Here is a 25249-nt window from a genome sequence, read left to right as displayed (position 1 = left end):
CATTACAGCTTGTAGTGAAAGTTTGTAAATCACACGGATATTGCAGCTTAACAGGTTGGTTATGGTACAATAAATTTTATTTTAACAGGACAGGATGATTACAATTATGGGTGTACAGCTCCCTACAGCATTTGTGAAGCGCATGGAGCAACTGCTCGGCGACGAGTTTGAGGCTTTTATGGCTGCTTATGACCATACGCCTCATGCCGGGATACGCGTCAATACGTTAAAAATTTCGGTGGAGGCGTTTAAGGCGATTTCGCCGTTTGAACTGCGGCCAATTCCGTGGTGTGATACAGGTTTTTATGTTCCGTACGGCACAAAGCCGGGGTTACATCCTTATTATCATGCGGGACTGTATTATGTGCAGGAACCAAGTGCAATGTCTCCGGTAGAATTGCTAAATGTTGCTCAGGGTGAGGCTGTATTGGACTTGTGCGCTGCACCGGGCGGGAAATCGACCCAAATTGCGGCCAAGCTGCAAGGAAGCGGTCTGCTCGTAACGAATGATATTAGCGCAGATCGAACCAAGGCATTGGCCAAAAATGTGGAATTATATGGTGTGCGAAATGCCGTAGTGCTGAATGAAAGCCCGGATCGAATCGCAAATGCCTTCCCGCATTTTTTTGATAAAATATTAATTGACGCTCCTTGCTCGGGAGAAGGGATGTTTCGCAAGGATGAGGATATGGCGAAGCAATGGGAAAACCATTCGGTGGACAAATGTGTAGTTATGCAGCGGGATATTTTGCGAGTGGCAGCATCTATGTTAAGTGACGGGGGAAGAATTGTTTATTCGACCTGTACCTTTGCACCGGAAGAAAATGAAGGGATGATCGCAGAGTTTCTGGAGGCACATCCTGATTTTGACGTTGTTCCTGCTTCTTCAGGAACGGGCTTTGCTTCAGGTCACCCGGAATGGGTGAGTGAAGCGGTCGCGGCAGCCCATCCGGAACTGTGTGGAACGGCACGCCTTTGGCCCCATCTTATAGAGGGTGAGGGTCATTTTATCGCTGTGTTGCAGCATCAAGGCAGTCGTACAGCTAAAGCGGATAATCAGCGGCTGTCCATCAAGGAAGCGCCAATGGCAAACGGAAAGGGCAGATCTGCAACTGGTGTTTACAAACGGAATGGAAAAGGGATGGACGGGAAATCGGGTAAAGGAACGAATGCACGCGGTTTCGGGAACAACAAGTCTCGTTCTGGTAAAGATGCGGCAAAATGGGATGGACGCGGACAACATGATGTACTGGAGTCCTATCGCTATTTTTTACAGGAGCAGCTTGAGGCGTCATTTACAGGCCATACGGTAGTCTACGGAGATCGGATTTATCAATCGCCGCTGGAATCCTATCGTCTGGACGGGCTTAAGGTGGTCCGTCCGGGCTGGTTTATGGGAACAGACAAGAATGGTCGGTTTGTCCCTTCGCATCCGCTGGCGGTGGCTTTGCGCCCTTCTGAGGCGGTCAGGAGTATAAACCTCTCCAGTTCAGACACGGATGCCATCCGTTATTTGAAAGGTGAAACGCTATCCATCCCGGCTCAGCGAATGACGCTGCAGAACGAAGCACAGCCCAAAGGTTACACTCTCGTATGCATTGACGGATATTCTGTCGGATGGGGAAAATGGCAGGACGGTATGCTCAAAAATGAATACCCTACAGGCTGGAGGTGGACATCAGTATGAGTGGGAAGGGAAGACAGACGCAGCGTTTGGACAAGGTTCTAACCCATATGGGTTATGGTTCGCGCAGTGATATCAAGAGACAGGTAAAGCAAGGGATGATTACCGTGAACGGTCGAACCACCAAGGATAGCGGCTGGCAGGTTCACCCTTACAACGATCAGATTGAAGTGAACGGGGAACGGGTTGTTTTTCGGGAATACATTTATATCATGTTGCATAAGCCGCCGGGCGTTATATCCGCAACAGAGGATACAAGAGAGCAGACAGTGCTGGATTTGCTGAGTGCGGAGGAACGGCATTTTGAGCCTTTCCCGGTAGGACGGCTCGATAAAGATACGGAAGGACTGCTATTGTTAACGAACGATGGTAAGCTGGCGCATGAACTCTTGTCTCCACGGCGACATGTTCCCAAAACGTATGAGGCTACGGTGTCGGGACATGTCACGGAAGAGGATGTACGTCAATTTGCAGCAGGGGTAGAGCTGGATGACGGCTATGTCACCCTTCCGGCCCAATTGACCATTCTTCGTCATGAAAAAGCACAAGAGACAGATGAAGAAGTCATTTCATACATTTCACTTGTGATCCATGAAGGAAAGTTTCATCAGGTGAAGCGCATGTTTGAGGCGGTTGGCAAAAAGGTTACGTATTTGAAAAGAACGGCGATGGGTCCGTTAACGCTGGATGATCAGCTATCCTTGGGCAGCTATCGTGAGCTGACAAACGAGGAGCTGGCATGGATCGGCCGGGATTTGGCATCTGCAACGTCAGAGGCTTGATGGGAGTAGGGGAAGCAACAATGACGCACAGGCTCTTATGGGAGTTCCCTGTGCGTCATTTTACTGTACAGACTATGATTTACAGCTAACATATGGCAGACTGCATGTTTATTGTGCGCGTGCTGCACGGCTTTTTTTCACTTCTGCTGCCGTATAAGCCGTGACCTTGTTTTTACCTGTTGTTTTGGATATGTACATAGCCTGATCAGCCTGTTTAACCAGTTCATCCGGGTTCATTTCCTTCTTTAACGTGCTGTGCCCGACGCTGATGGTCACAATGCTTTCATCTGCGACCCGTTCACGGATTCTTTCCGCGACCTGTCCAACCTTGGCCCGCCGATCAACGACCATCGCGACCAGTTCCTCGCCGCCGTATCTTCCGGTCAGTCCGATTTCATCCAGTTCTTCTTCCATAATCTGCGCAACCTGTTTAAGCACATCATCCGCGCGGGCATGGCCCTGTGTATCATTCAGCTTTTTGAAATTATCAATATCGCAAAAAATGACCGACACGCGGATTCCCTGCTCCATATATCGCCGCAATCGCCCCGAAAAGTATTTACGGTTATACAGACCAGTCAAACCATCAGTGATGGAGGAACGGTAAATCCGTTGAAGCAGCTCCACAATCCGTTCGAACAGGATTAGAAACAACGTAGTGTAATACAGCAATGGCAAAAATGACATCCATAGAACTGTGCTTGTTGCACCTTTTTCTGCCGGAATGTCACCTCGCAACCACAGACATCCAAGCCAAAGTAAATAGAACAGTAAGCCCAGCGCAAACTTTTTGGGCTGACCGATTCGTGGGATGATGAACACAAGGCTCAAAGTAAGCACAATGAGTCGATAAAGCAGGGTGAACCCGACGAGATTTGCTGCGCTGATCCAACTGGGTAGTATTCCCGCAGCCCATGCGCCAACCGGCAATATCAGTAGCGCTCCCAGCAACAGCAAAGACCATGCTCCCGCACGTTTTAGCTTCCGGTAGAGCTGAAATACGGCGGCATTGGTAAGCACAAAGGCAGCAGCCTCCAGCGTATTTTGCCACACGATTCCTTGTAGCGGCATTTTGCCGCCACCTGCCGAATAGAGATTCATGGCTTCATATGTCATAATAAAAATAGCGGCAACCGAAAAAAGGATATAGGCTTTTTTTCGCTGTCTGCTATATATGATCACGCACATCAGCGCCATCATGAGTATAATATACAAACCGCAGGCGGCACTTACAGCCCCGGCCAGAGATGGGAAACCGAAGGTTCCCGATAAGGACAACAACGTCAACGTCACCGACTCCATCTGTATAGATAGTGAGTCTATTGAACGGGCAATATGGTTCCGATACAATAGACAGGATTTATTCCATTTAAAATGTTATAATTTTCTTTTGTACTTAGCAATTATTCTCAATATATCATTTTTCAGAAAATCCGGAAACCTATACATACAACCTTTGTTCCGGGCAGTACAACGCTTGAAAGGGGAAGCACGTCATGAAATTGCTACAGGCTCTCTTTTTCCCACCCGAGCAACCGGGCGGCGTTTCATCTATGATTCCATATCTGCAAGAGCGATTTATGTCCCCGCGTTGGGAAATGGAGCTATTTTCAATCCCTAAACGAATTCGCAACAAGGGCAGGGAAGAAGTAATATTTGATACCTTTGACTGGACGCAATATGAACAATATTCGATTGTCCAAAAATATATACAGACGTACCGTGACTATTTGTGGTGGACCCGGCTTCGCATTCAGAAGCCCTTTGATCTCATTCATGCTCATCACCCGATTGCCGGGATTGCTATGAAAACTGTTTTTCCCGACATCCCGCTCGTGCAGACGATTCACTCTTCTTATGAGAAGGAGTTAATTCTAAACGGTAAAATAGAGGAGAACGGGCCTGAGCATCAATTTCTGGTGTCCTTGTATCGGGAGTTGGAGCATAAGGCGGATCGCCTGATTTCAGTATCCCGCTCTTTCCAGCATTACTTGATGCCGTATGTACAAAATCCGCAAGATATTGTGGTCATTCCGAATGGATATGATGAGAAGCGCTTCAAGCCCATACCACATGAAAATGAAGTGACACAGCTTATAACTGTCTGTCGCCTTGTCCCTGCCAAAGGGCTGGATACTTTGTTACAGGCCTGTGCCGAGCTGAAAAAGAGAAATCAGAATTATGTGCTGCATATTATCGGAGATGGTCCCATTCGACCCGAGCTGGAAGAGCTGGCGCGGCAGTTAGATATTTACCATGAAACGATCTTTTATGGATACACGCTTCATCCGGAAGAGTTTATGCCTTTCTTTGATGTGTTTGTTTTGCCTTCACGAGCGGAAGCCTTTGGTTCCGTGTTTGCGGAGGCAGCTTTGAGCTGTTTGGCTTTGGTAGGTACAGAGGTGGGAGGAATACCGGAGCAAATTGAGGATGGGGTAAATGGTCTGCTTGTGCCACCCGACAGCCCGAGGGCACTGGCAGACGCATTGGAAAAGGTCATCGCAGACCCTGCCTATCGTTATGAGCTGGCGCGATCTGCTTGCGACAAGGCTAAATCGAGCTATTCCCTGAGCAGGGCTGTTAATGAGCTAAAGAAAATGTATTTGAAATTCCAGCACTAACCATGGCGTGTATCACCTGTTTTTGAATCAGAATGCCGGAAGCTGGAGCGAGGACGCGAGGAACGGAAGTGTCCCCCCCGTCCTGCCATGATCAGCTTGCCCACCCACATCAGGCTAAGTATCCCGAAAATCGGATATAGAACAGACAGCAGTGAGCTGAAACCAAACTGACTGATTAGAAAACATGTGAGCATAATGAATAGTGTGATGAGCTTAGGTGAAATTTGGATATGCTGGCGGATTTGCAGACTGACACCGTAAATGTCGGCCACGAAGGTGCTGAAAATTTCCATGAAAATGAGTAAAATGTAAATGATTTCGACCAAGGCCCCCAGACGGTAAGCAATGCTTCCCATCGGGATCTCAAATTGCCGAATTCCCGGCATATGTGCCGACATGGCAAAGTGAGCAGACATCAGCATAAACCCGACGCCGATCCCGCCCAAAATCCCACCCCAGCGGATCGTTTTGCGGGAGAAGGTTTGGCTGCCGAGTGGTACAAGCACTGCTTGGGCCATTGCCAGATTGAAGGAAGTATACAGCAGCGGAGAAAGCCAAGCTCGCAGCATGCTATAATCGGACGTATTTGTAATAAAGCTCTGGGGATTTGGCATAGAGAGTGTGCTGTGAACAAGCAGGATAGACATGATCATCATCATAGGGACAACAATGGTGTTCATATGCAGGATAGCCTTGATGCCTTTACTCAGGAGCAGATACGTTCCAATGAGTGTAATGAGCAGTCCGGTCTGGTAATGCAGGTGAAGGCGTTCCACGAAAACGGAGCCGGCGCCTGCTAGCATGACGCTGTTGACGCAGACCAATATAATGAGCGTGAACCAGCTGATCCATTTTCCGACTTTGGTGCCAAAAAGGTGTCTGTTCAGATCCTCATAGGACCGGGCCGAAATATCATGAGCGATCAGCATCATTTTCGTACCCAGCCATACAAATATGAGTGTGGACAGCATGATGGTGAGTGTAGCCCAACGTCCGTACTGTGTAAAAAACTGCAATATTTCTTGTCCGGTTGCAAATCCGGCACCGACGACTGTTCCGATGTATGTAAAAGCAATCTGCAAAACATGAATATTACGTTTCATCCCCAGTCCCTCCTTGCCTGCTTGAATAACGCTGTAGCGAGCATATAATACAAACTATGTTCAACTGAAATGGGACATGACTGTATGAGACTGAAATAATTATAGTGCATTCAATGAATAGCTTGACGGGAGCGTAATTTATGGGTCAAATCCTTGCATGGATACTGGAATACGGATATTTGGCAATGTTCGGCTTGCTTGCCCTTGGAGTAGCTGGTATGCCGATCCCCGACGAAGTGCTGATGATCGCCTTCGGTGGGCTCGTGTCACAAGGACACTACAACTTTATTGCTGCGCTGGCGGTTACATTTTTTGGAAGTATGACGGGCATGATGGTCAGCTACACGCTAGGTCGTCTGCTGGGTAAGCCGCTGTTGTACCGATACGGTAAATGGGTGAGGCTTACACCCTCAAGAATTGCCTCTTCCGAAAATTGGTTCGGGCGCTATGGCACCTGGGGGATTCTGTTCGGTTATTTTGTTCCCGGCTTGAGACATGTGTCCTCATATCTGGCAGGTACAACCCGTCTAGGTGTTTTTCGCTATATCATTTATGCATCAGCAGGAGCACTGCTGTGGTGCGGTACTTTTCTGGGGATTGGACATGCGGTGGGTATGCGCTGGGAACAGGTTGCAAGGCTGATGGAAAAGGTGACGCATCGGGTAGGGCTGGCGGTTATTCTTCTGATTATTTTGGGAGGAATAGTCGCGTGGTTTTGGAATAAGCGCAAAAAAAATGTCACATGACCGTATGGGAAAGCAAGCTATGGCTTGAAAGCGTCAGGTGATGTATGGTACTTTTACCGCATAGGAATGCCGTGGGAGGTCATGGAATGGAAGTATTAAAGGAACGGATTTTAAAAGAAGGCGTCGTTGCGTCGGATCAGGTGTTGAAGCTGGATGGTTTACTTAATCACCAGGTGGATCCGGAGTTGACGATGGAAATGGGACGAGAGTTCGCAGTCCGTTTCCGGGAAGAGAATATTACGAGAGTGGTAACCGTGGAATCCTCGGGTATTGCCATAGGTTTCGCAACAGCATTGGAGTTGGGTGTACCGCTGGTGTTTGCCCGCCGCAAAAAGACTTTATTGGCCGACCCGGACGCATTATGCGAACGTGTGCCTTCCTTTACGAAAGGCATTGTCACGGACATTATGCTGTCCCGTCAATTTATTCATGAGCATGACCGTGTTCTGTTCATTGATGATATTATCGCCAATGGTGATGCCGCAAGAGGTATGGTCAAAATCATTCAGCGCTCCGGTGCGGAGCTGGTCGGATTCGGCGTGGCCGTGGAAAAATGCTTCCAAGCCGGGGCGAGAACGATACGTGAGCAGGGTATACGGGTAGAGTCGCTTGTTAGAATTTCATCGTTAACTGACGGCAAGATTGAGTTTGCCGAATAGTAACAATTCAAAAGCTGCTGATCCTTATTTCTAATAATAACCTTTGCATGAACTTCGATTTCGCTTATAATATAGTTAAGGTTTTGGGAGAGGAGGCAGCAACATGGGGAAAGAGCAATTGACCGAACAGTTTTTTCTGGAAAAACTGGCAGCGGCTAAAGTACATTTTGAACGTGCCTTGGATTGTAAGCATACGGAATTTGACGATTTATACCCCTATATGATTGAACATCCTCAGTTTTTTTGGTACAAACGCTATGTGGCCTGGTCTGAGTTGTTGACGTTGGTTAACTTATGCGAAGAATTGTCCTTCTCTTGGAAAGAAGAATTTACTGCCCACCAAGTGGAATACGTAGATCAGAGAGTGCTGTCTGCACAAGTGCTGGACTTCTGGTATGAGAAGAACGATACAAAAGAACATGATCACAGTGTAAATCAGTCGGGATAATTTGTCGCTCTGTTGGCAATCCATATAAGTAGTAAGCGGGAAGAGACCTAAATGATTTCGTTTAGGTCTCTTTTTAAACTTTTTAATGTGCATAAATGATAGCTGCCGTGTTAGAAACGATTGAAACGATTGTATAAGGGGGGACAGGGATGATTAATGATGAAGAATTAGACGCCTATCGGCTCTCCGGTGAGAAGGTGCGCGTCGTGCGGGATGGGCTGGAGTCCAACGATGTGGTAGGCATAGTGCTGGCGTGGGACGAGGAACAGGTGCTTATCCGCCGCCAGAATCGGCGTGTGGTCAAGCTGGATCGCAGCTATACATATCAGTCGTTCAGCGAACCCCGACACAATCCGATAGAACTGGATTAGACGAATGGGTCTCGGGCTGGCTGGATAAAAGGGTTTGAAGTGACTGGATAAAATAGGTGTACGTGTTGATGGCATATGCAGCCTGTAAACCGGACACAGTACATAAGAATATACTCCATATGAGAGGGTGTGCTGTGTCTTGACGGTTATGAATGAGAAAATACATGCGTATAAGGATCAAATCAGTCATTTGGAAGATAAGCTGCCGGAGGTAGTTCATGCATATCACCGTTTCACCGGGGAGTGTTTTCAAGCCGGGAGTCTGGATGAAAAGACCAAGCAACTGATCGCGCTAGGTATTGGTTTGTGTGCCAATAATGAGGTATGCACGTTTTATCACGTGGACGAGGCTCGGTCCAAAGGAGCTAGTGATCAGGAGATTATGGAGACCATTGCTGTAGCCGCAGCGGTAGGCGGAGGACATGCTCTTAGCCAAGGGGTTACTCGTGTGCAGAAGGCGCTGCAATAAAGCGAATGATTTATGGGAATTCTTCATACACCGTTCATAGCGGGTAGGAATGGATAACGATAGCTGATGTTTATGTAAAGAAGCTTCCGAGCACGGTTGGTGTCTGCGGAAGCTTCTTTTGTTTGCGGACTGTGCGGGGATTATGCACTTCCGCTTGCGGCAGAAGCAGCAGGGCGAAGCGATTTACGCTTATAGGCCGAGGAGGATGTAACCAGACTTCGTTCAACAAACCGTAGGGGCTTGGAAGCTGAGCGGCTGTCTGGAAACTCGGGGCGAAGTTTTTCGGGTAAAGGGGAGGCAGCTGTATGAGGCATAGAGGTTGAGAGCCCCAGATAAGCGCGCATTCGTTCATACATTTCTTTGCGGAATACAGGCATAGCCATACTGAACTGCTCTTTATTTCCTTTACTTATATAGGTGGCGTGAACGCCTGAGTGGTTTTGTTGTATGTCCAAAACACGAATATGACATTTATTAAATTCATGTTTTATTTCAGATAGTAAGATTCCGGTACGATCTACTCCTGCGTTAACCATTTCGACATAAAGATCAGGCGTTTTCAGCATACCGCTTTCTTCAAGAATAAGACTGTCCCACTCAAATACCTTTTGAATAAAGGTAAGGAGCAGATAATTTTTCACAAGAGACAATTCATTCTGAGTAGTAACTGAAGAGATCATAACCATTCACCGCCTTAGGAAAATGTGATGATATTCCATATCTGACTGAACGAAAAGAACTAGTGTTCTTAAGAACTGATGTTCTTATTTTAGTGTATTATTTCTAATTTATCAAGAGGGAATGGAAATATAAAGTGTTTGACTTCTTCTTATGAGCATGGTATGATCTATCTTGTCGCTAAGAAAAATTGGTCTTTCGAGGACAAACGACAACATATATGCGGTCGTGGCGGAATTGGCAGACGCGCACGGTTCAGGTCCGTGTGGGCTAACCCCCGTGGAGGTTCGAGTCCTCTCGACCGCATCATCTTAACAATGAACGCTCTTGAATTTCCCCTGTGGAGATTCAGGAGCTTTTTGCATATTCGGGATATGTAAAGTGGTACTCATGACACCCAGATGTAACCCCTCATGAATGTTTGCTGCATTGGTGTAAGCGTCTAAATCGCCAAGTACGAGAATGACTGTAAATGCGGTCTTGCTTTTGATTTGTTTCTGGCGACGGATTTCAAAATCTGGCTGGACATTCTATAATAGCAAGGAGTATCATGACTGTTTCTGAAAAAGCCAACTTTATATCGCACCAACAAAAGAGTCTGTAGTCCTGAAATGGTATGGGGCCTTTTTGGTGTTTAATGCTTAACCGTCAGACGACAGCAAGCGGCACATCATTTCCTCGTACCGGCGTTCATATAATGTACATCATGACGTTATATGGAGGTACAAGAGAATGGGCGATGCACGGAGCACGGTCGATGAGGGGACAAGGAAGCTGAAGAACTTTTTTATGCGCCAGCAGCATCAAGACGGATCATGGCATTTTTGCTTTGAGAACGGGGTGACGATGGATGCTTATGTCATGATCCTCTTTCGGATATTGGATATACAGAATGAAGAGCTGATCCGGCGTCTGCATGATCGCATCCTTGTGGAGCAGCAGCCGGAAGGCTGTTGGCGTTGGTACCGGGACGAGCAAGAAGGTAATTTATCCGTTTCAATTGATGCCTATTATGCCCTGCTCTATTCCGGGTACAGTGAACCGACGGACGAGTCGATGGAGCGGGCCAGGCGTTACATCCAATCGCAAGGTGGACCGGGGAAATCGACCAGCATTCTGACAAAGGCGATTCTCGCTGCAACGGGGCAGCGCAAATGGCCAGCATCGATCTCGTTCATACCGCTGGAGATCATCCTTTTTCCTGCCTATATGCCAATTAATCTGTATGAATTCTCAGGTTATTCCCGCATCCATCTGATCCCTATGCTGATCATGGCGGACCGGAATTTCTCTATATCAACGAATAAGGCTCCCATTGTATCCGATCTGTTCGATTCACGCTATGATGACGATGAGCCGCAACCTCAGGAGCACCGGGAGATCGCGGAAAGCATACGTATCGGTCTCAGCAGACTTCTCGGAACTCCCCGTTATATCCATGAAGCAGCTCTAAACAAGGCGGAGCAGTTCATGCTGAATCGAATCGAATCGGATGGCACCCTATACAGTTATGCGAGCAGCACCATTCTCATGGTTTTTGCCCTGCTTGCACTGGGCTATGATAAACGGCATCCGCTTATTTTAAAGGCCGTTCAAGGGTTGACAGAGATGCAGTACCGCTTTGACGGTAAAGCTACCATTCAGAATTCGCCCTCAACGATCTGGGATACGGCCTTGATCTCCTATGCGCTGCAGGAGTCCGGCGTCGCCGGGGATCATGAGGCCGTGCAGCGGTCGGCAGCCTATCTCTTATCCAGACAACAGGACAAAGCGGCGGATTGGAGTGTTCATAATCCGGATACGGTTCCTGGCGGCTGGGGATTCTCCGAGACCAATACCTTAAATCCCGATGTAGACGACACAACAGCCGCTTTAAGAGCGATTCACTGCCTGTCCCGTTCGGATCCTAAATATCGTGACTCATCCACTCGGGGACTAAACTGGGTTATGTCTATGCAAAATAAAGACGGCGGTTGGCCTGCGTTCGAAAAAAACACCAATAAGAAAATGCTCACATGGCTGGCCATAGATGGTGCCAAGTCCGCCGCTATCGACCCTTCGGGAGCCGACCTTACTGGACGCACATTGGAATACCTCGGAAATTGTTGCGGATTCGACACGAGGCACGATTTCATCAAACGGGGGGTCAACTGGCTGATCTCCCATCAGGAGAAAGACGGATCATGGTTTGGAAGATGGGGGATTTGTTACATTTACGGCACTTGGGCGGCACTGACTGGTTTAGAGGCTGCCGGGCTCCCGGCGGACCATACTTCGGTTCAAAAAGGAGCGGAATGGCTCTTGCAGATTCAGAATTCGGATGGGGGCTGGGGTGAATCCTGCACCAGCGACCGGGTGATGAAATACATGCCCTTAGGGGAAAGCACGCCATCCCAAACTGCGTGGGCACTCGATGCACTCATCGCGGTTCAGCCGCAGCCGTCTGCTGCCGTAAATAGAGGAATATATAAGTTGATGGAATTGCTGCAAAACGACGATTGGCCGACCGCATATCCCACGGGCGCCGGGCTCCCGGGTAACTTCTATTCTCATTATCATAGCTATCGTTACATCTGGCCGCTTCTGACCCTAAGCCATTATAAGAAGAAATACGGGGAATAAGGAGCCATACTGCATCTATGTGGCAGGAATGGTTATATGGTGTGAGGGCTTAGCTCGTACAGGATGACTTTATTGCTCGGAATGAGGTCAATATTCCCCATAGAATGAAGGTATTGGTCAGGGGAGGAGAAAGGCCTCCCCGAAGCTGTCGCTTCGTTAATTTGTCAATGGCAGAGAGTGGGCTGGTTCGGTTGTCGTTCTCTCCGAGTTCTCTCAAACGTCCAAAATCGACCACATTTTGCCGACCTGCCGGGCGCTTGAATTAGACGAAAAAACCGTCAGAAACCTTGATTTTACAAGGGTTTTGACGGTTTTTTAATTCCGTTCCATTGACTTATATTCCGCTAGGATCCCAATCGCATACGTGGTTCAGGTCCGTATGGGCTAACCCCCGTGGAGGTTCGAGTCCTCTCGACCGCATCATCTTATAATATACAGGTTCGTGAATTGCTTTTGTAGCAGCTTACGGACCTTTTTATATGCTTAAGAGATTAAGCTGTTGCTCAAGACCTGTGTCGAAGAAATCTTTAAGCTATAATTCAGGTGTTCATAACTTTTGGCCATTGTGGACTCAAATCACTCACCTTGATCAGCAAATGCTGCTGTTTAGACAATAACGAATAAAACAACTGCCGCTCGTAAGATATAGCGGCAGTTGTTTAGTATTAACTGTATGAAATTAACTGTATCAGGACTCAGCATCTCCTTTTTTCTTTGAGCGCGCCCCTACCAAACGGACTACTAGCGAAGCTACAACCAAAAATGCTGTTACACCCACAATGATAACAAAAAAGGATTGATCAAAAGCAGAACGGCCTGCAGCTTTCAATGCCTCTGCAGCCTGTGCAGGCAAACCCTCTGCAACCAGGAGTGCTTCATCCAGGCTGTCTTTCACATTCGCAGGAACATGGAGTCCCGAGGGGACTTTCATAGCCAGTGTATACACAAGGGTTGACATGCTTCCGATGATAGCTATCCCCGATGCTCCCCCCATTTCATAGGCAACTTCCTCAATGGATGCAGCCATACCTGCTTTCTGAGGGGGGGCATAGTTCATAATGGAATGAGATGCCGCTGTCATACCTGCTCCCAAGCCTGCACCAAGCAGGGCCAATCCAAGGATCTGCCCGGCAATGCCTGAATTAAATTGCATAACATAGATGCCCATACCCAGACCCGCAATCAGAAGAGAGAAGCTCTTAATACGGATAACGTCATAGCGATGCAATATGGACCCGGTTAACGGGCCGGCAATGAGAGATGCAATCGGTATGCTTATCGTGTACAGTCCTGCTTGGAGAGGCGACAGACCTTCCACCAGTTGAAGACGCTGGGTTACAATATATTGAATCCCCATCTGTGCAAATGCACCCACCAAGGCAGTTATAAATCCGGTGCTGAACCTTGTAATTTTGAATAAAGTAAGATCAATAAGAGGGCTGGCGCTTTTATTTTGACGACGGATAAAGATGATAAGTGCCAAGACGCCGATAACCGCACCTATTACGGCCAATATTGGAGACCCGTCACGACGGGCAAACTCTTTGATAGAATAGATGAGTCCCACCATGGCGATCATGATTTGGATGGAACCGGTAAGATCCCATTTTTTCTCTTTATTGCCCGCATGTTTTGGAACATAAATCAGAGTTAATGCAAAAGCAATGATCGCAATTGGCAAGTTAATCAAAAATACAGAACCCCACCAAAAATGCTCTAAAAGAAGCCCGCCGACGATAGGACCTAGTCCTGCACCTCCTGCGGAAACGGAGCCCCAAATTCCGATCGCTAATCCACGCTCGCGTTCATCAGTAAATGTAATCCTAATGATTGACAAGGTAGCGGGCATCATCATTGACGCTCCGACTGCAAGAAGAACCCGAGATGCCACTAATACAAAGGGCACGGGAGAAAAGGCGGCAGTAAGCGAAGCAGCAGCAAATACAAGCAAACCGAGGGTAAAGATTTTTTTATAACCCAATCGGTCCCCAAGCGTTCCCATTGCTGGCAGCAGACCCGCCATAACGAGCGAATACCCATTCAGAATCCATAATTTTTCTGACGCGGAAGCACCGAGGTCATGGGTTAGGCTTGGCAATGCCGTGTAAAGGATGGTCATATCCATTACAATAAGTAAAAGTGCGCTTGATACGATAGCCAGAATCATCCAACGTTTGAATTTAGACATGTTTTCCTCCGTTAATACAAATTTAAGGTATTGCATTTAAAACTTTAAACTATAGGGTTACCGTATACTCAAGTGAAAATTCATGGGGTATACTAAAATTATTAGGTTTCTAAAATCATAACGGAGGAAGAGTTATGTCAAAAAGTCACAGCCAATACTTTACTACCAGTGAGCTTGCCAAAACTTGCGGAGTTACCAAACATACCCTGTTCCATTATGATGAGATTGGACTCTTAAAACCAGAATTCACAAACGAAAAAGGCTATCGTTATTACTCCATTCAGCAATGTTACACGCTTGATATTATTAATGTGCTGAAGAAGGCGGGGAGTTCACTACAGGAAATCAAGGGATTTATTCAGAATCAGAACACGCCTCTACTCATAGAACTGTTCAAACAGAAACTGCATGACCTGGAAGTAGAACGGATTAGAATAAAACGGTTGCAAGGCCTTTTGAAAGGCGCCATTGAAATGACGGAGCAAGCTAACGGAGAGTTACACGATGGGCCGTCGATTGAGGAATGTGAAGAGGAATATTTCATTGCCACACCATTGGAACAGGGAGATGGTGATAAGGAGTTTGCTCACAAATTAAGCGAACATCGAGATTATTGCGAAAATCACTTTATTGATTACGAGTTTCCGATCTGGACGATTTTATGCAAGGATCGTTTTGAGTCAGGCGATTATTATACGGACTATATTGCCAATAAACTCAAGGCTCCGATTTTGGGGGAGAGAATGATCACCAAACCCCAAGGGCTCTATGCAGTCATGAATCACAGAGGATCATATGAAACAATGTCAGAAACGTATTCCATTATAAGAAAATATATAGAGAGTAATGGGAAGGCTGTATGCGGAAATGCGTACGCGGTGGAGTTGCTCAGCTATTTCGCAGAAAAAAATCCGGACGACTATGTAATACGGATATCGGTTGAGGTTTGTAAAGGGAGAAAATTTCTTTTATAAGGTTCCCCTTTAAGATATGATAGAAAATAACGCACTTTATGATGAAGCTATTGAAAGGTTGGTTGAGAGATGGAGAAAGCAACTTTTGCAGGAGGATGCTTCTGGTGTATGGTGACTCCGTTCGAGGAGCAGCCGGGCATTCATGGCATTGTCTCAGGCTATACTGGAGGGACGATTCCCGATCCGACCTACGAACAGGTTAAAACAGGAAGTACAGGTCACTACGAGGTGGTACAGATTACTTTTGAGCCTGAGTTGTTTCCTTATGAAAAGCTGCTCGAATTGTATTGGCCCCAAACGGACCCCACAGACGGGGAAGGTCAATTTCAGGATCGGGGTACACAGTACAAACCCGCTATTTTTTACCACACGGAGCAGCAACGGGAACTCGCACTGCAATCCAAGGAACAATTGGCACAATGCGGACGCTTTGACAAGCCCATCGTGACGGAAATTCTTCAGGCCTCCATATTTTATCCGGCAGAGGATTACCATCAGGATTATCACAAAAAGAATGTGAAGCATTACAAGGAAGACCGCGCCCAATCGGGTCGTGATGAGTTTATACATCAGAACTGGTAAGCAGGTTTAGCATACATTTTGCGTACGTAAGGCAGATCAGGGATACCCCCTTGGGTCTGCCCATACATATTTAGGCCTCGTTACTCACACAATGAAGGGACAGAGAAGGAGGCTGACCTGAATGAGTAAACGAACGAAGCAGAACCTGAGAAACGTCATAAAGAAGGCTATACAGGCTACTCGCAGCCGTAAAGAGCCAAGCTGTGCACAGGTGGTTTTCCAAAATCTAAGAATGAAAAAAAACTTAACTGCCTGTATTGTGGTGGGTCTTGTGTTTACGGTATGCGGTAATGTCTGGAGCATGGATGTAGCGAGCGCTACGGGTAAGCAGGATCAGCACCAAAAGATGGTGGCCGTCATTATCGACGACATGGGCAACAACATGAAAGGGACAGAGCAAATTTTAAATTTGCCGGTTAAAATTACGGTTGCGGTGATGCCGTTTCTGCCTTCCACCAAGCAGGATGCCATGGAAGCTCACAAGCGTGGTCATGACGTCATTGTGCATCTTCCAATGGAGCCAAAGCAGGGAAAACCCGAATGGCTTGGACCTGGAGCGATTAAGGCGAATATGTCGGATGAAGAAGTACGCGCCAAGGTGACAGCAGCCATTAAGGAAGTCCCTTTTGCGATAGGTATGAATAATCACATGGGCTCCAAGGTCACCTCAGACAAACGCATTATGTCCATTGTTCTGGATGTTTGCAAGGAGCACGGACTATTTTTTGTCGACAGCCGTACGAACTATTGGTCAGTAGTGCCTGAGCTGGCCGTAGAAAAGGGAATGCCACCGGTGCGCAATGACATTTTTCTGGATGATACCCATACACTCGCCCATGTGAATCGGCAACTGACCAAGGTGGGAGAATGGGTGGACGAGCACGATACCTGTGTAACGATTGGTCATGTTGGTGTATCCGGCATGTACACGTCCGCGGCACTCCATTCATCGGTTCCCACGCTAAAAGATCACGCCAAGTTTGTGGGCATTAGTGATTTGGTACGTTCCGTATGGGGATGGAAGGGAGCTCCTGCCACCCACACTACCATACCGTCAAATGAGCAATAATGCCTTCGGCTATCGCTTCTGCGACGTTTTTTTGACCGCGGTCCCCCGAAAGAATGGCCCTGTCCTGTTCATTGCTGATGAATCCGGTTTCCACGATTACAGAGGGATGCTGGATTTTGTTCAGAAGATAGAAGGGTTTTCCGTAAACCGTTTCTCTGTTCATGCAGAATAAGCGGTTCAATGAATGTTGAATCCGTTCTGCCAACAGATAGCTGCTGCCTTCGTCCTGGTACAAAACAATCGGCCCCCGTTTTTCGGCACGTTTGGTCCAATTCACATGCAGACTGACGACTAAAGCGGTGGGCAGCTGTTCTGTCAGGCTCTTACGCTGGGCCAGGTCTTTCAGATGTCGGGATTTGGATTGCAGCCAACGGTTATCGTCGCTTAGAGCATAATCCTTGTCCCTGTTTAAGACCGCAGGATAGCCCTGAGAGCGTAAAATCAGATATAGCTTTTGACCAATTGCGAGATTAATATCTTTTTCCAAAAGACCCTTATGGCTCGTTCCACCATCCACGCCTCCATGACCAACGTCTATGATTACAACGGGTTTGGCAAAAGCGTGATAGGACGAATGTACGTTGGATTGACTTTCTGTGTCCTTGTTCGGATTGGTGCTTTTTTCGCCGGGCTGGGCGCTTGCATAGGCAAAGGAGGCAAATACAGCACTGCAAAGGATACTTAAACTCAATCCCATTCCTATTAGCCATATGATGTTTAGCTTTTCTTTTCGCACGTTCTATTCCTCCAATAGACGGATTGATTAATTTGATATTCAGGTACTGCAAGACATAAACAAGCTAACAAAGACATAAACAACTATAACCAAGCAGCATAGCTGCCTTAAACAAAATTATTAGCCTTCGGGTAACGATTTTGTTTAAGATAGTATGTACCATTTAAGGGAAACCATGCATAGTTATTCCCGCAGGGTTAGACTTTTTGGAAAATGAGCAAGCTAAACTTATCTGCATCCAACGCGTGAATTTAATGTTTTCCTGCAATGCGAACATAATGTCAGGGATGCAGATTAAAGGAGGTCGCGGAGGATGGCCAAGAGTGACGAGCTGGTGACATACATTACGCAACGATTTGTTCGGTATATGGAAACGCCACGCGATGTACGCCGTAGCCGTAAACAATCAAGAGAGCCATGGGTATACAAATGGTTCGGAATGCTGCCGCTCGCTCTGAATATGTGGATTAAATCCGCACGCAAAGGGCGAAAGGAACGACATTAAAATCGCCAAAGAGACCACAAGAGGCATACGGAATGCCGTTTGAGGTCTCTTTTTGTGTTATAGAAATGATCAAGGTGATTGCATTAATTAATGGCTATAAAACGAACTCGAAAAATGAACATAAAAACGGAGTAGGCGTAATGGTGCTGTACAAGCGAAGCGGTCGCGATGGGAAGCACCATCCGGCTGCACAGTGGCACGATAGAAACTTTTAAGTTCAGTTTATATAGGAGTGCATACGATAAAATCCACCGCCAGATAACAGCTGATCCAGCGGGACAAAGCGGGAAAGCCCGGTGCGGCAGGTTACCGCATACATAATAGGATGAGAGAGACCATGCGAAGGGTTCCAGGACTGATATCCGTTAATAGCTAAGGGGCCGCCAAAAGCGAAATTTATGTCTGTAGCAGAAAATACGATACGTGATGATTCACTCAGTGTGTTAGTAAACTGCTGTACGTTATGGATGGAAAGCTTTTGTTTGGGTAGAAGCCAACTAAGATCGTCATAGGGATCAAAAGGCTCAGCCGAAAGGGTAATCGCCTGTGCATCTGCTTTCAGAGAGAGAGCAGATGAAGGAATTGTACTGCTGTGGAGCTTGTTTTTCCAACTCCCATCAGCTACCTCCGCAGGCAATGGATCCCCCGTAAAAGCGTCGATGCACACTTCGATGCCAGTGGAGGAACGCACCAGCCAGTAGGCTAATAGCGGTTCCTCATACATGGGGGTAATTTGCAGCTTGTCAATGGAGGAAAGTTTGGTTTCTGGGAGGGATTTAAGGGATTGGCGGAGTAAATTCATACTGTACGGCCCGCCTGGCCCGTTTCCGTATTCATTAAGCTGATAAGCGCCGTTATGATCTGCCCCGATAATCAGGTAGCCAATGTATTCTCCTGCACGATTCACCTGCACGAGCCAGCTATGTGTTCCGGGACCGAGCGGGTGGTAGTTAAGCTCGGCATCTTTCCACTGGGCAAAAGACGGCTGTGTGGATAGCGACTGCACCGTATCGGTGGAAACCCGCTTTACGTCCGTTGGAACCCCTTGTTCCTGAGCAGGAGGACTTGCAGAAGAGTTACCCGGGGAAAGGGAAGGGCTTACAGTAGTTGCCTCGATTTGCCCCTGCTTCCCATCTTGGTTCTTGTTCGTGGGTTCCGATGAGGAAACCAATGAAGTTGCTTCGTAATAGGGTGACGGGTTTGCGTTGTGGTCTTGGGTTGCTGAGGAGGCCGCTTGAATGGAAGCAAACGGACAGACTGCGGACAGGCCGATCAGAACAGCCGCAATCATACCAACGCTATAGTGTCCGGAATTTTTTTTCAATGGAATCCACCTTTCTGACGGCTAATGCACCGATGGAGGCTTTTTTATCCAGCATAAAGCTTGTCCGATAAAAAGACTGCTACACCTTGTCGGCACATCTGTCCTGACCGGGTTCGTTTTTTGCTGTCGATAAGTAGCGGCAGGCCTGGCAAAGCTTGTCGGTACAGCAATAAACCCGATATAGTCTGAAGTACGATGTTAAAAGCTGACGATACTTCTGCAACCAGCCTGCGAAGGAGCGTGAGATATTGGTTACCGCAGATGAAATATCCCGCAGTTAATGGCGGATACAAGCACCTTGGGTTCATATTGCCATACCATTTCTTTGCGACGGGCTTGATGCTGCTCTTGTACGGCTTCTTTTTTTTCCTCTTCTTCTTTTTGCTCCTTAACCAAATCATCGTAATAGTGATCAATCACCTCCAATTCCTCGCGCAACCGTTCTCTGGCCTGCACAGCCCACTTGTAATCCTGCTGGCTCAGCTGAGCATTGAGGTAGTTTTCCAGCGAGATGGAGGCCTCCTGAACAGATAATTTTGCAGGCTGCACATGCATATTGCCTGCCAGTAGCGGGCTGAGCTGCCGGGATTCAAGCATGCTACCAAAGTTGGGTACGATGGTGCCGCTTTTGAGTGAAATCCCAAGCCAGTGGAGTTCTTCCCGCTTCAAATCACAGGCAAATTCGATCTTGTAGCAGACGCCTAACCAAGCTTCATATACTGCGGGAGAACGGGCGTATAATTGACGAGCATTAGGTTGCTCGAACAAATTGACATATTTTCCTCCATCTCGTGCAGCTTCAAAAATTTGATGCAGCCGACGACTCCCATAGTGAAGTTCTTCCTGCAAAATACGTCCGGGTCCCAACTGCGGTAACGCTGGAACATGGCCGAAGTAACGGCCCATGACCTGATCCTGTGCCGGACTGCCGGACGCTGGAGCCTGTTGTGATCCTTGCCCCGGTTGTGCTTGTGACGGGGTGAGAGACGTATTCTTTGTGGGCGACGTATTGTCTATCGAACTCTCCTGTGCCGTCCGGTAGGCTTCCCCATCGAAAATAAAGGTGAACGACATCGTTTGCGCCGGAACACCGGTACGCTCTACATAGCCCCAATAGTAGGGGCGGTTCGTTAGAGCTTTATCCGCTTCGGGAGAAAGCTTGACGGTCACATGGTTGGGCGACCTCTCGATCACGTTGCATCCGGTCGCTTCCAGATACGTGAGGACAAAGCGCTGTACCTGCTGTGAATTCATGGTCATATCAGCGGCCTCCTTTCGCGCCGCGTCGGGCTTTGGCTGGAGGGACAGCGCTGCCTGACAAGCCTAGCAAAGCAGCGGTGCTTTGGCTTGTTCCCGTCAAACGCCCGTTGATCTGATTGGCTTCGGAGGACATATCGGTTGCCGTATCCGAAGTAGATGGACTTTCTGTGCGAATCTGTTTCATTTCCTGTTTGATCGAATCCAGCGAATGACCGAGTTTTTGCATTTTTCGGCGTATTTCATCATCACTGCTGGATTCAAGCATGATTCTATATAGGCTCTTTTCAATGGATTCCTTCTTTTCAAACCGTTCCAGAATGACGTCCAGCCCGCCTATAACCATTTCGAACATATTGATTTTTTCATGCAGCAGGTGGAGGATATGCTCTTCAATCGTTCCGGTGGTGGACAGGTTGAAAATATTTACATCATGCGTCTGTCCCAGTCGATGCACACGTCCAATCCGTTGCTCCACACGCATGGGGTTCCACGGCAGGTCAAAGTTAATCATATGGTGGCAAAATTGCAGGTTAATGCCCTCGCCGCCCGCCTCCGTGGCAATCATCACCTGAATGCGTCCGCGGAACAGATCCATCATCCAGTCCTTGCGTCCCCGGTTCATGCCTCCCCGATAAGGAACAGCGGATAATCCACGATCACGAAAATAGTTCAGCAAATACTCCTGTGTAGCCCGGTATTCGGTAAAAATTATCACTTTTTCGTTCATTTGACGAATGAGTTCAAGCGCCTTTTCCGCCTTTGAATTGGCTTTAATCGCTTTGATGTGCGCGACCAATTCCCAGACGCGATCACGCAAGGGAGAGTCGGGCGCCATCTTTTTAGATAAATTGACAAGCGTTACGAATACCGCATCACGGCTGCTGCACACTTCACGCTGAAGGGTAACGAGAGACAGCATGCTGCTCAAATTTCCGCCATTCGCCTGATATTGATCCTTGACAAAGGAAGTGACTCCATCGTATAGCGCTTGTTCTTCCGGCGAAAGTTCCAAGTGAATGTTGGAAACATTTCGTTTGGTGAACTGGATCGGCCCTTCGCCGCGACGGTTGCGGATCATGACTTTGGACAGCTCATCCTTGAGCTGATCCTCATTTTTAGGTAGACGTTTATCCACAACGAAGTTAGCTGAAAAATCCCCGTGTCGTCCTAACTGACCGGGCTTGAGCAATGTAATGAGATTGAAGAGCTCGGACAGATCATTTTGGACAGGGGTAGCGGTCAGGAGCAAACAATATTTTTTACGCAGCTTCATAATGAACTGGTAGTTGGATGTTTTTTTATTTTTCAGCTTGTGGGCTTCGTCGATAATGAGCAGATCATAATCAGTGTCCAGCAGGATGTTGCTGTGTGGCTCCCGCTTGGCTGTATCCATAGAGGCCACGACGACCTCGGACGACCAGGAATATGCTTTTTTCTGAGCGACAGCCGGAATGCCAAATTTGCTGTTCAGCTCACGAACCCATTGAAGCACCAGAGAAGCGGGGACAAGAATAAGCACTTTGGCGGCAAGCCCGCGAACCAGATATTCTTTTAGAATCATTCCAGCTTCGATCGTCTTACCCAAGCCGACTTCATCAGCGAGGATGGCGCGACCAGACATTTCAAACAATACCTTACGGGCCGTATCCAGCTGATGGGGCAGCGGAGTGAGGTCTTGCAAATGCTTCAGACATTGAAGCTCATCAAAGCTGGGGACCAGCTTGGCCTTTTCTGCCTCAATCGCCAACTGATATAGACCCCAATCTCCCCAAGGTCCTCCTTTGCGAAGGCGTTGGTCCAGCTCATCCTGCCAGCTACGGTCAAATTGCACCGGAACAGGCAGTGTTGCCTGATTTTGTGATGTTGGGGAACTTGTCGATTTAGCTTTCATGATGGATTCCCTCCCTCCTAGTAATGGCGCAGATGAAGCTCTTGGTTCTGTCACATTGTTGACATCTATGTTGCACAGATCGTAGATGTAGTATGGACGGAAAAAGATATCTTCATAACAGGAGGGGTGAAATCCTTTAGCTGCCTTCCATTAGCTTTTGGAGTTTGCTTTCTGTAGAGGTTTGTGCGTTCGGGGTGTAGATGCTGCAACGCAGATCGACGCTGCCCTGCACCTGAAGGGAGGTCAGGTCAAACAACATTTTGCCTGCCTTGGCATGACGAAATTCAATCAGCACCTCCGGCGCAGAGCTGACCTCACTCTGATTCCAAAGTTCATTAAACTCCGGATAAGCCCGGCTCATGTTCTGTATGAACTGTGCATACCAAGGGTCCGTCACATATTGTCCGTAATAAGCGCGGAAAATAGCAAGGAATCCTTTGACGAAATGCTCCCAGTTTACAGCGAGACTTTTAAACTCTTTTTTGGTAAACAGCAGTTCAATCATGTTGCGTTGTTCATGGGGCAGCTCGGCAAAATCCATAAACACATGAGCCGCGGCTGCATTCCAGCCGACAATATGGCAGCGCCGATCTGAAATAATAGCAGGGCAATAGCGCAGCTCCTGTACTATTTTTTGCAGGGATGGAGAAATAACCGTCTGCTCTGCAAGAGCAGGAGGTGTCTGAAATCCGGTTTCAAGCGCTAAATCATACAAATACTTTCGTTCATCCGTGTTTAGCTGCAAGGCGGCGGCAATGGCATCCAGTACAGAGGCGGACACCTTGATATCGCGTCCCTGCTCCAGCCAGGTGTACCATGTCGTGCTGACACCTGCTAATTGAGCCACTTCTTCTCTGCGCAAGCCGGGTGTTCTGCGGCGTGGTCCGTTCGGCAGACCGACCATATGCGGGTGTAAACGGGCTCTTTTGGTTTTGAGAAAAACAGATAGTGCTTCCAGACGTGCTTCCGGTTTCATAGCGAGTTCTCTCCATTCGATGGTGGATAAGTAATGAGCAGTTAAGGCTCTAACTATAGTAGTGTTCATTATACCAGGATAAACAAACACTTGTAATAGGATAAGCTAAGGTTAAAATGAGATTTATAAGTAAGCAAACGAGCAGGAGGAATGAAGAGCGTATGCAAAGAGTTGTAATTACAGGTATGGGTGTGGTTTCACCACTGGGCAATGACGTGGACACGCTGTGGAAGAATCTGCTGGAGGGTCGTTCAGGTATACGAAAAATAGACACGTTCGATGTGTCTGATTTGAAAGCACAGATCGCCGGGCTGGTACAGGATTTTGATGCAGAAAAGCAATGGGGACGTAAAGACGCCAGACGAATGGATCGCTTCACGCAGTTTGCGTTGTTTGCGGCAGAGCAAGCGCTGAAGGATTCCGGTCTGGAGCTGGATAACACGAATCTGGAGCGTGTCGGTGTCTATGTAGGATCAGGGGTCGGCGGTCTGGATACGTTGGTGGACAATGTGAATGTATTGGAGAATCGTGGGCCGGGCAGAGTCAGTCCGACCCTGGTGCCTATGATGATTTCAAATATGGCTGCAGCGCAAATCAGTATTGCGTTCGGAGCGATGGGTCCCACGCTTTCGCCGGTTACGGCCTGTTCCATTGGAAATACGGCGATTGGAGAAGCGTTTCGTACGATTCGCACAGGAGATGCGGATGTGATTTTTGCAGGCGGAGCGGAGGCAGCGGTGACCAGACTGGCGCTTGCGAGCTTCTCCAATGCAACGGCCTTGTCGACTCGTAACGAGGAGCCTTCGATTGCGAGCCGACCGTTTGATAAGGACCGCGACGGTTTTGTTATGAGCGAAGGGGCGGGCATTCTGGTACTGGAGTCGCTGGAGCATGCTGTTCAGCGTGGCGCAGAAATAGTTGGGGAGGTCATTGGCTATGGCGCAAGCTCGGATGCCTACCATATGGTTGCACCGCACCCGGAAGGGACCGGAGCTTATCTGGCGATGAAAGCAGCCCTTCAATCCGCCCATATCACGCCTGAAGAGGTGGATGTGATCAGTGCGCATGCAACAAGTACGTCCGTTGGCGATCTGGCTGAGACTCTCGCGATACACAAACTGTTCGGTGAGCATGCCTATCAAATTCCGGTTACCGCGAATAAATCTATGCTCGGTCATATGCTGGGAGCCGCAGGCGGTGTCGAAGCCATTGCACTCGTACAGAGTCTAAGAGAAGGCATCATTCCGCCAACGGTTCATTTGGACAATCCGGACCCGGCCTGTGACCTGGATTATGTGCCTCACGAGGCACGCAAGGCCTCATTAAATATCGGGCTATCCAACTCCTTCGGCTTTGGCGGCCACAATGCGGTGATTGTGATGAAGCGTTATGAGTCATAAGTGAAATAAATGATTTAACCTCAGGAGTTCTATCCAACGGGATGGAATGCCTGAGGTTTTTTATTCTAGAAATAACAGATTCATTTTCGATAAGAGATAGAGTAAGATGGAGATTATAATTACTTAATCAATTCGCAATAGAGAAATTCACCGAAGTTTTA

At 47.8% G+C, this 25249-nt stretch carries 24 protein-coding genes and 1 tRNA gene; 16 read left to right on the top strand and 9 right to left on the bottom strand.

The genetic code is table 11. The features are described from left to right. Positions 1-106 precede the first annotated feature (106 nt). Entirely contained in the window at positions 107-1687 is a 1581-nt protein-coding gene (locus ABH897_RS02390; RefSeq protein WP_283655489.1) for an RsmB/NOP family class I SAM-dependent RNA methyltransferase, read from the top strand. Next, complete coding sequence (locus tag ABH897_RS02385) at positions 1684-2466, top strand: pseudouridine synthase (protein ID WP_283655490.1); 783 nt, start codon at positions 1684-1686, stop codon at positions 2464-2466. The genes ABH897_RS02390 and ABH897_RS02385 overlap by 4 nt, the downstream gene beginning before the upstream one ends. 108 nt (positions 2467-2574) lie before the next feature. Here the strand turns inward: ABH897_RS02385 and ABH897_RS02380 are convergent, their stop codons facing one another. Then, positions 2575-3768: a GGDEF domain-containing protein gene (locus ABH897_RS02380; RefSeq protein WP_404520972.1), complete on the bottom strand. Its 1194-nt coding sequence runs from the start codon at positions 3766-3768 to the stop codon at positions 2575-2577. A 194-nt stretch (positions 3769-3962) separates the two neighbouring features. Here ABH897_RS02380 and ABH897_RS02375 point away from each other — a divergent pair, with 194 nt between their 5' ends. Next, positions 3963-5087, top strand: coding sequence for a glycosyltransferase family 4 protein (locus tag ABH897_RS02375; protein ID WP_283655492.1), 1125 nt, complete (start codon positions 3963-3965; stop codon positions 5085-5087). On the opposite strand, the gene ABH897_RS02370 is transcribed toward ABH897_RS02375, so the two are convergent. Next, positions 5084-6190, bottom strand: a complete 1107-nt coding sequence (locus tag ABH897_RS02370; RefSeq protein ID WP_283657805.1) for a YkvI family membrane protein — start codon at positions 6188-6190, stop codon at positions 5084-5086. The genes ABH897_RS02375 and ABH897_RS02370 overlap by 4 nt on opposite strands. A 140-nt stretch (positions 6191-6330) precedes the next feature. Here ABH897_RS02370 and ABH897_RS02365 point away from each other — a divergent pair, with 140 nt between their 5' ends. From ABH897_RS02365 to ABH897_RS02345, 5 genes are all read left to right on the top strand, one after another. Beyond that, the gene (locus ABH897_RS02365) at positions 6331-6936 is read left to right on the top strand and encodes a DedA family protein (RefSeq protein WP_283655493.1); all 606 of its coding nucleotides are present in this window, start codon (positions 6331-6333) and stop codon (positions 6934-6936) included. 86 nt (positions 6937-7022) lie between these two features. Continuing rightward, positions 7023-7595: a xanthine phosphoribosyltransferase gene (locus ABH897_RS02360; RefSeq protein WP_137062572.1), complete on the top strand. Its 573-nt coding sequence runs from the start codon at positions 7023-7025 to the stop codon at positions 7593-7595. 103 nt (positions 7596-7698) lie between these two features. Then, the gene (locus ABH897_RS02355; RefSeq protein ID WP_007429850.1) at positions 7699-8043 is read left to right on the top strand and encodes a hypothetical protein; all 345 of its coding nucleotides are present in this window, start codon (positions 7699-7701) and stop codon (positions 8041-8043) included. 149 nt (positions 8044-8192) lie between these two features. Continuing rightward, positions 8193-8414 carry a hypothetical protein gene (locus ABH897_RS02350; RefSeq protein WP_283657806.1) on the top strand — a complete coding sequence of 74 codons (222 nt, stop codon included), beginning with the start codon at positions 8193-8195 and terminating at the stop codon, positions 8412-8414. Between the two features lie 139 nt (positions 8415-8553). Further along, positions 8554-8883, top strand: coding sequence for a carboxymuconolactone decarboxylase family protein (locus ABH897_RS02345; protein ID WP_283655494.1), 330 nt, complete (start codon positions 8554-8556; stop codon positions 8881-8883). A 140-nt stretch (positions 8884-9023) separates the two neighbouring features. Here the strand turns inward: ABH897_RS02345 and ABH897_RS02340 are convergent, their stop codons facing one another. After that, positions 9024-9563: a YhjD family protein gene (locus tag ABH897_RS02340; RefSeq protein ID WP_404591103.1), complete on the bottom strand. Its 540-nt coding sequence runs from the start codon at positions 9561-9563 to the stop codon at positions 9024-9026. Positions 9564-9783: 220 nt separating this feature from the next. On the opposite strand from ABH897_RS02340, the gene ABH897_RS02335 reads away from it, so the two are divergent. Continuing rightward, positions 9784-9867, top strand: a tRNA-Leu gene (locus ABH897_RS02335). Positions 9868-10293: 426 nt separating this feature from the next. Beyond that, positions 10294-12183, top strand: a complete 1890-nt coding sequence (gene shc, locus ABH897_RS02330) for a squalene--hopene cyclase (protein WP_404580195.1) — start codon at positions 10294-10296, stop codon at positions 12181-12183. A gap of 688 nt (positions 12184-12871) precedes the next feature. Here shc and ABH897_RS02325 read toward each other — a convergent pair. Next, the gene (locus tag ABH897_RS02325) at positions 12872-14371 is read right to left on the bottom strand and encodes an MFS transporter (RefSeq protein ID WP_404520952.1); all 1500 of its coding nucleotides are present in this window, start codon (positions 14369-14371) and stop codon (positions 12872-12874) included. 134 nt (positions 14372-14505) lie between these two features. On the opposite strand from ABH897_RS02325, the gene ABH897_RS02320 reads away from it, so the two are divergent. From ABH897_RS02320 to ABH897_RS02310, 3 genes are all read left to right on the top strand, one after another. After that, positions 14506-15345, top strand: coding sequence for a MerR family transcriptional regulator (locus tag ABH897_RS02320; protein ID WP_283655498.1), 840 nt, complete (start codon positions 14506-14508; stop codon positions 15343-15345). A gap of 69 nt (positions 15346-15414) precedes the next feature. Continuing rightward, a complete protein-coding gene (msrA, locus tag ABH897_RS02315) occupies positions 15415-15927 on the top strand; it encodes a peptide-methionine (S)-S-oxide reductase MsrA (RefSeq protein WP_283655499.1) in 513 nt (170 codons plus the stop codon). A gap of 121 nt (positions 15928-16048) precedes the next feature. Then, positions 16049-16996 carry a divergent polysaccharide deacetylase family protein gene (locus ABH897_RS02310; RefSeq protein WP_404591101.1) on the top strand — a complete coding sequence of 316 codons (948 nt, stop codon included), beginning with the start codon at positions 16049-16051 and terminating at the stop codon, positions 16994-16996. Here the strand turns inward: ABH897_RS02310 and ABH897_RS02305 are convergent. Then, complete coding sequence (locus ABH897_RS02305) at positions 16971-17732, bottom strand: N-acetylmuramoyl-L-alanine amidase (RefSeq protein ID WP_283655501.1); 762 nt, start codon at positions 17730-17732, stop codon at positions 16971-16973. The two genes, ABH897_RS02310 and ABH897_RS02305, sit on opposite strands and share 26 nt — an antisense overlap. Before the next feature lie 313 nt (positions 17733-18045). Here ABH897_RS02305 and ABH897_RS02300 point away from each other — a divergent pair, with 313 nt between their 5' ends. Together ABH897_RS02300 and ABH897_RS02295 are read left to right on the top strand one after the other, a co-directional pair. Continuing rightward, on the top strand, positions 18046-18237 hold the full coding sequence (locus tag ABH897_RS02300; protein WP_404591099.1) for a YqzE family protein: 192 nt from the start codon (positions 18046-18048) through the stop codon (positions 18235-18237). 32 nt (positions 18238-18269) lie between these two features. Then, on the top strand, positions 18270-18452 hold the full coding sequence (locus ABH897_RS02295) for a hypothetical protein (protein WP_283655502.1): 183 nt from the start codon (positions 18270-18272) through the stop codon (positions 18450-18452). Between the two features lie 2 nt (positions 18453-18454). Here ABH897_RS02295 and ABH897_RS02290 read toward each other — a convergent pair whose 3' ends face one another. From ABH897_RS02290 to ABH897_RS02275, 4 genes are all read right to left on the bottom strand, one after another. Next, positions 18455-19561, bottom strand: a complete 1107-nt coding sequence (locus ABH897_RS02290) for a hypothetical protein (RefSeq protein ID WP_404591097.1) — start codon at positions 19559-19561, stop codon at positions 18455-18457. 252 nt (positions 19562-19813) lie between these two features. Further along, positions 19814-20821 carry a YqhG family protein gene (locus ABH897_RS02285; RefSeq protein ID WP_404520949.1) on the bottom strand — a complete coding sequence of 336 codons (1008 nt, stop codon included), beginning with the start codon at positions 20819-20821 and terminating at the stop codon, positions 19814-19816. A gap of 1 nt (position 20822) precedes the next feature. Further along, entirely contained in the window at positions 20823-22712 is a 1890-nt protein-coding gene (locus ABH897_RS02280) for a DEAD/DEAH box helicase (RefSeq protein ID WP_404591095.1), read from the bottom strand. A gap of 136 nt (positions 22713-22848) precedes the next feature. Then, on the bottom strand, positions 22849-23688 hold the full coding sequence (locus ABH897_RS02275) for a helix-turn-helix transcriptional regulator (RefSeq protein WP_283655505.1): 840 nt from the start codon (positions 23686-23688) through the stop codon (positions 22849-22851). A gap of 161 nt (positions 23689-23849) precedes the next feature. Here ABH897_RS02275 and fabF point away from each other — a divergent pair, with 161 nt between their 5' ends. Next, positions 23850-25088, top strand: coding sequence for a beta-ketoacyl-ACP synthase II (gene fabF / locus ABH897_RS02270; protein WP_404591093.1), 1239 nt, complete (start codon positions 23850-23852; stop codon positions 25086-25088). Positions 25089-25249 lie beyond the last annotated feature (161 nt).

The organism is Paenibacillus sp. RC73 (assembly GCF_044908085.1).
Lineage (GTDB): Bacteria > Bacillota > Bacilli > Paenibacillales > Paenibacillaceae > Paenibacillus > Paenibacillus terrae_A.
Note: the sequence above shows the minus strand (reverse complement) of the source record. Positions and strands in the feature narration are given on the sequence as shown.